Source organism: Streptomyces xiaopingdaonensis (genome assembly GCF_000262345.1).
GTDB lineage: Bacteria > Actinomycetota > Actinomycetes > Streptomycetales > Streptomycetaceae > Streptomyces > Streptomyces xiaopingdaonensis.
On sequence record NZ_AJTQ01000139.1, the window covers coordinates 127,499 to 134,187 of the forward strand.

Consider the following 6,689-nt stretch of genomic DNA (forward strand, 5'->3'; position numbering starts at 1 on the left):
TAGGACACCGCACCACGTGGCTCGGTTCCCCTCTCCCGCGCCGCCCGCGGGCCGCGGCCCTCCGACGGGCATACCCGCCGCAACGGCGCGCGTCCCGCGCATGCGTTCAGCGGCGCTCGGTGATCAGCTCGGGCGGGACGCCCGTCAGCGCCGTCAGCACCGGGTCGAGCGCCTCGATGATCTCCTCGCCGACGCTCCTGAAGTACGGGATGGGGGCGCCGTACGGGTCGTAGATCTCGTCGGCGTCCGGGCTCGGCGCGAGGAGCCAGCCGCGGAGCGCGGCCGCGGCCTGCACCAGCGCCCTGGAGCGCTCGACGACGCCCTCCGCCGTGCCGGCCGGCGGCAGTGTGGCCGCGTCTATCGCCTTCACCAGGCGCGTGAACTCTTTGAGCGTGAAGGTGCGCAGCCCCGCGGAGTGCCCCATGGAGACGACCTGCGCGCGGTGGTCACGCGTCGCCGTGAGGACGAGGTCGGCGCGGATGACGTGCTCGTCGAGGAGCTCGCGGCCGGTGAACCCCTCGGTCTCCGCGCCCTGTTCGTGGAGCACCTGCGCCGCGTGGTCCTCCATCGGCGCCCCCTCGTGCCCCCAGGTGCCCGCCGACTCCACCACGACGCCGCTGCTCAACTCGGCGCCCAGCCGCAGCCGGAGGGCGTGCCGCGTCAGCCGCTCGGTGATCGGCGAGCGGCAGACGTTGCCGGTGGAGACGTGGAGAATGCGGAAGACACCCGAACCCCGGCCGGGCCCCGGTATGCCACGCCCTTCGGGCGGGGTCGTCAATTGCTCACCTCAAGGTCCGGTACGACCTTCCGCAGCTCCTCCTCGCTGAGCGCGCCGGCCCGCAGGAGCTTCGGCACCCTTCGAGTGACGTCCACGATCGAGGACGGCACCGGATCGGGTGTCGGGCCGCCGTCGAGGTAGACGGAGACCGAGTCGCCCAGCATCCGCTGCGCCGCCTCGCAGTCCTGCGGGGAGGCGTGGCCGCTGAGGTTCGCCGAGGAGACGGCCATCGGCCCGAACTCGGTGAGGAGTTCGATCGCCACGGGGTGGAGCGGCATCCGGACGGCGACGGTGCCCCTCGTCTCGCCGAGGTCCCAGGTGAGCGACGGCTGGTGGCGCGCGACGAGGGTGAGCGCGCCCGGCCAGAACGCATCCACCAGCTCCCACGCGAGTTCGGAGAAATCGGTCACCAGGCCGTGGAGCGTGTTGGGCGAGCCGACGAGCACGGGCGACGGCATGTTCCGCCCGCGCCCCTTCGCCTCCAGCAGGTCGCCGACGGCGTCCGAACTGAACGCGTCGGCGCCGATGCCGTAGACCGTGTCGGTGGGGAGCACGACGAGTTCGCCGCGGCGGACCGCCGAGGCGGCCTCGCGCAGGCCGGTCTTCCGGTCGGTCGCGTCGGTGCAGTCGTAACGCCGTGCCATCTACGGCACCTCCCTGCGGGCAGTGGCAAAACGTGGCCGGTTGTTGAGGTCTGGATGGTCGGCGGCATCGGCCCAGCCGCGATCCTCCGTGAAGATCCACGGCACTTGGCCGCCCTGGGTGTCCGCGTGCTCCACCACCACCACCCCTCCGGGACGCAGCAGACGGTGCGCCGCGCGCTCCAGGCCACGGATCGTGTCCAGGCCGTCCTCCCCGGAGAACAACGCGAGCGACGGGTCGTGGTCGCGGGCTTCGGGGGCTACATACTCCCACTCGGTGAGCGGGATGTACGGCGGGTTGGAGATCACCAGGTCGACCTGGCCGTCGAGTTCGGGGAGCGCGGTGAACGCGTCGGCGTGGTGCAGCGTGACGCGGGTGCCCTCGGTGTTCCGCCGCGCCCAGCCGTACGCGCCGTCGTCGAGCTCGACCGCGTGCACCCGCGAGCGGGGCACCTCCTGCGCGAGGGCGAGCGCGATCGCGCCGGAACCGGTGCAGAGATCGACGACGAGCGGCTCGGCGACGTCCATCGCGCGGACCGCGTCTATCGCCCACCCCACGACCGACTCCGTCTCCGGCCGCGGCACGAACACCCCTGCGCCCACCTCGAGTTCGAGGTACCGGAAGAACGCGCGGCCCGTGATGTGCTGGAGCGGCTCGCGGGCCTCCCGGCGGGCTACGGCCTCCCAGTAGCGGGCGTCGAAGTCGGCGTCGGCGACCCGGTGCAGCTCACCGCGGCCCACCCCGTGCACCCAGCCGGCGAGCTCCTCCGCGTCGAACCGCGGCGAGGGCACGCCCGCGTCCGCCAACCGCCTCGTCGCCTGGGCGACTTCGGCGAGCAGCACGTTCATCGCGCACTCCCTCCCACTGCGCTCTCCCCCGCCGCGCATCCGGCGGACGCCGGATGCTTCCTCACTGCGCCGCCGCCAGCTTCGCCGCGGAATCCGCGTCGACGCACGCCTGGATCACGGGATCGAGTTCACCGTCGAGCACCTGGTCGAGGTTGTACGCCTTGAACCCCACGCGGTGGTCGGAGATCCGGTTCTCCGGGAAGTTGTACGTGCGCACCCGCTCCGAGCGGTCGACCGTGCGCACCTGGCTGCGCCGTGCGTCGGACGCCTCCTTCTCGGCCTCCTCCTGGGCGGCCGCGAGGAGCCGGGCGCGGAGGATGCGCAGCGCCTGCTCCTTGTTCTGGAGCTGGCTCTTCTCGTTCTGGCAGGAGACGACGATCCCGGTGGGCTCGTGCGTGATCCGCACGGCCGAGTCCGTGGTGTTCACCGACTGACCGCCGGGCCCCGACGAGCGGTAGACGTCGATCCGCAGGTCGTTCTGGTTGATCTCGACGTCGACCTCCTCCGCCTCGGGGAGGACGAGCACGCCGGCGGCCGAGGTGTGAATGCGCCCCTGCGACTCCGTCGCAGGCACCCGCTGCACGCGGTGCACCCCGCCCTCGTACTTCAGCCGGGCCCATACGCCCTGCCCCGGCTCGGTGCCGCCCTTGGTCTTCACCGCGACCTGGGCGTCCTTGTACCCGCCGAGATCCGACTCGGTCGACGCGATGAGCTCGGTCTTCCAGCCGCGGCGCTCGGCGTAGCGCAGGTACATCCGGAGCAGGTCGCCGGCGAAGAGCGCCGACTCGTCGCCGCCCTCGCCCGCCTTGATCTCCAGGATGACGTCCTTTTCGTCGCTCGGGTCGCGCGGCACGAGGAGCAGGCGCAGGCGCTCGGTGAGCTCCTCCTCGCGGGCCTGGAGCTCCTTCACCTCGTCGGCGAACTCCGGCTCCTCGGCGGCGAGTTCACGCGCGGTGGCGATGTCCTCGCCGGTCTGCCGCCACGCGCGGTAGGCGCCCACGATCGGGGTGAGCTCCGCGTACCGCTTGTTGAGCCGCCTCGCCCTGGCCTGGTCCGCGTGGATCGCGGGGTCGGCGAGCTGCTTCTCGAGGTCGCTGTGCTCCCCGATCAGCTCCTCGACAGCCTCGAACATCGTGTGGTCCCTCGTCTGGAGAAGAAAGCGGAACGGCCGTGCGGCGGCCGGGGCCGTGAGCGGTCCACCGAACCACCGCAGCAAAAGAGCGCCGGCCGCGCCACCCGTGCGGGGCGGCGGCGGACCGGCGCTGCGGCGTCGCTACTTCTTCCCCGTGCCGGCGTTCTTGCCGAAGCGGGCCTCGAAGCGGGCCACACGGCCACCGGTGTCGAGGATCTTCTGCTTGCCCGTGTAGAACGGGTGGCACGCCGAGCAGATGTCGGCGCGGATCTGGCCGGCGCCGATGGTGCTGCGGGTGGTGAAGGAGTTGCCGCAGGTGCAGCTCACCTGGGTCTCCACGTACTCCGGGTGGATGTCGCGCTTCAAGGTTTCTCCTAATGTCCGGGAGGGCGCCGGGTCGGGAGGCGGGTTGCCGCCCGTGAACCGGGACCGACGGTCAAGTTTGCCACCTGGTGCCGCGTGCCCCAAAACCGGGTGCTCGCGCCGGGCGCAGCCATCGGAGCCGCGCCGTCAACGCTCGTCGGCGGCCGGGTTCGCCTGGTTCGACGGCTTCGTGCCGTCCCTTATGACGCCGTCCACGTCGGCCGCGTCCCCCGCGGAGTTCTTCGTCGCCGACTTCGGTATCGGACGGTCCTTCTTCAGCGCCTTCCAGACCTGGGCCGTCTTGCCGGAGATCGGGACGACGCGGTTCTCGTCCCGCGGGTCGTACCGCACGGGCAGCGTCGTCATCTGCATGTCGTCCGAGGTGACGCCCTTGAGCGTCTTCGCCAGCCCCGAGAGGTCGTTGACCGAGTCGAGGTCCGAATCGGTGGTGAGCGCCGAGGTGGCGGTGTCGGCGAGGTCGTAGAGCCGCTTGGGGTTGCTGAACAGGCCGACGGAGTTGACCTGGTCGATGAGCGACTTCACGAACGACTGCTGGAGCTGGATGCGCCCCAGGTCGCTCCCGTCCCCGACGCCGTGCCTGGTGCGCACGAGGCCGAGCGCCTGCTCGCCGTCGAGCCGGTGGGTGCCGGCCGGGAGCGTCAGGTGGCTCTCCTTGTCGTCGATCGACTCGGTCGTCGTCATCTTGACGCCGCCGAGCGTGTCGATCAGCTTCTTGAACCCGTCGAAGTCGACCTCGACGTAGTGGTCCATGCGCACGCCCGACAGCGACTCCACCGTCTTGACCGCGCACGCCGGACCGCCCACCTGGTAGGCGGTGTTGAACATCGCGCGCTGAGCGGGAGCGCCCTGGCGCTCGCTCTCGCCGTCGTCGCCCTTCTTGGCGCCCTCGTTCTTCGCGTCGCCGTCGGCCGCGCAGGTCGGCCGGTCGACGACGGTGTCGCGCGGGATCGAGACGACGGTCGCGCGGTCGTGGTCCTCGTTGACGTGCACGATCATCGCGGTGTCCGAGCGCGAGGAGCCGTCGTCCTGCCCGTACGAGGAGTTGTCCCCGGCCCGGCTGTCCGAGCCGAGGACGAGTATGTCCATCGACCCGCCGGGGGCGTCCTCGGGACGGTCCGTGCCGAGCGCCGCGTTGATGTCGACGCCCGAGATGTTCCCGTTGAACTTGACGTACGCGACCCCGAGCCCCGCACCGCCGAGTGCCACGGCCCCCGCGACCGTGCACGCACCGATCACCAACGCCTTCCGACGCCGGGTGCGCGGCTTGCGGCGACGGCCCGTGGGGCGCGCCGCCCACGTGCGGGGCTCCCGCCCTGCCGTCCCCTCGCTGCTGTCGCCCGTCATCTTCACTTCCCTCGGTATGCGGTGTGGCTTCCTTGCTGGACGCCCGTGCCTTCGCGGCAGGGTTGCACAGTGCGCCTCCGGGACGGGTAAAGCGCCTGCCAATGGAACGAGGACGGCAAAGGCCCCCTTCTCCGCCTTTCCTCTCGGTTTTACCTGCGAGAACGCGGACTCGCTCGTCGTGCGCGGGGGTCCGCCGCCCCCCGTCGGCCTGTGCGAAAGCTCTCAGGGCGCCGAACGCCGTGGTCACATACGGCGAGGGCCGCCCCACCCGATGTGGTGGGACGGCCCTCGGTTCTGCGCCCGGACGAGTGCGTGCACTCGTCCGGGACAGCGGCTCAGTCGCTGCCGTTGCCCGGGGTGGGCGTCGTCTTCTGGATCTGGAGCAGGAACTCCGCGTTGGACTTGGTCTTCTTCATGCGGTCGAGGAGCAGCTCGACCGCCTGCTGCTGGTCGAGCGCGTGGAGCACTCGGCGCAGCTTCCAGACGATCTGGAGCTCGTCGTTCCCCATGAGGATCTCCTCCTTGCGGGTGCCGGACGCGTCGACGTCCACCGCGGGGAAGATCCGCTTGTCCGAGAGCTTCCGCTCCAGCTTCAGCTCCATGTTGCCGGTGCCCTTGAACTCCTCGAAGATCACCTCGTCCATGCGGGAGCCGGTCTCGACCATCGCCGTCGCGACGATGGTGAGGGAGCCGCCGTCCTCGATGTTCCGCGCGGCGCCGAAGAACTTCTTCGGCGGGTAGAGCGCGGTGGAGTCCACACCGCCGGACAGGATGCGGCCGGACGCCGGCGCGGCGAGGTTGTAGGCGCGGCCGAGGCGGGTGATCGAGTCGAGGAGCACGACGACGTCGTGCCCGAGCTCGACGAGCCGCTTGGCCCGCTCGATCGCCAACTCCGCGACGGTGGTGTGGTCTTCGGCGGGGCGGTCGAAGGTCGAGGAGATGACCTCGCCCTTCACCGACCGCTGCATGTCGGTGACCTCCTCGGGCCGCTCGTCGACGAGGACGACCATGAGGTGGCACTCGGGGTTGTTGGTGGTGATCGCGTTGGCGACCGCCTGCATGATCATGGTCTTACCGGTCTTCGGCGGTGCCACGATCAGGCCGCGCTGCCCCTTGCCGATCGGCGTGACCAGGTCGATGATCCGCGTCGTCAGCTGGTTCGGCTCCGTCTCCAGACGCAGCCGCTCCTGCGGGTAGAGCGGGGTGAGCTTGGTGAACTCCGCGCGGCCCTTGCCGTTCTCGGGCGACATGCCGTTGACGGAGTCGAGGCGCACGAGCGCGTTGAACTTCTCGCGCCGCTCCCCCTCGCGGGGCTGGCGCACGGCACCGGTGACGTGGTCGCCCTTGCGGAGGCCGTTCTTGCGGACCTGCGCGAGCGAGACGTACACGTCGTTCGGACCCGGCAGGTAGCCGGAGGTGCGCACGAACGCGTAATTGTCGAGGATGTCGAGGATGCCTGCGACCGGGATCAGGACGTCGTCCTCGGCGATCTGCGGCTCGCTGACGTCGTCGCGGCCGCGACGCCCCCTGCGGTCGCGGTAGCGGCCGCGGCGGCCGCGCC

At 71.0% G+C, this 6,689-nt stretch carries 7 protein-coding genes; all 7 read right to left on the reverse strand.

Going from position 1 to position 6,689, the window contains the following annotated elements:
• Positions 1-106: 106 nt before the first annotated feature.
• Entirely contained in the window at positions 107-778 is a 672-nt protein-coding gene (locus UWG_RS0111660) for an arsenate reductase/protein-tyrosine-phosphatase family protein (RefSeq protein ID WP_016907392.1), read from the reverse strand.
• Positions 775-1,422 (reverse strand): L-threonylcarbamoyladenylate synthase, encoded by a 648-nt coding sequence (locus tag UWG_RS0111665; protein ID WP_016907393.1) that lies wholly within the window; start codon positions 1,420-1,422, stop codon positions 775-777. The genes UWG_RS0111660 and UWG_RS0111665 overlap by 4 nt, the downstream gene beginning before the upstream one ends.
• Positions 1,423-2,268: a peptide chain release factor N(5)-glutamine methyltransferase gene (gene prmC, locus UWG_RS0111670; RefSeq protein ID WP_016907394.1), complete on the reverse strand. Its 846-nt coding sequence runs from the start codon at positions 2,266-2,268 to the stop codon at positions 1,423-1,425.
• 61 nt (positions 2,269-2,329) lie between these two features.
• Positions 2,330-3,400, reverse strand: coding sequence for a peptide chain release factor 1 (gene prfA, locus UWG_RS0111675; protein ID WP_016907395.1), 1,071 nt, complete (start codon positions 3,398-3,400; stop codon positions 2,330-2,332).
• A gap of 141 nt (positions 3,401-3,541) precedes the next feature.
• Complete coding sequence (gene rpmE / locus UWG_RS0111680) at positions 3,542-3,766, reverse strand: 50S ribosomal protein L31 (protein WP_016907396.1); 225 nt, start codon at positions 3,764-3,766, stop codon at positions 3,542-3,544.
• A gap of 144 nt (positions 3,767-3,910) precedes the next feature.
• Positions 3,911-5,128 (reverse strand): LCP family protein, encoded by a 1,218-nt coding sequence (locus tag UWG_RS0111685; protein ID WP_193386436.1) that lies wholly within the window; start codon positions 5,126-5,128, stop codon positions 3,911-3,913.
• Between the two features lie 335 nt (positions 5,129-5,463).
• Positions 5,464-6,689, reverse strand: a 1,226-nt coding sequence (gene rho, locus UWG_RS0111690; protein ID WP_016907398.1) for a transcription termination factor Rho, incomplete at its 5' end; no start/stop codon positions are given.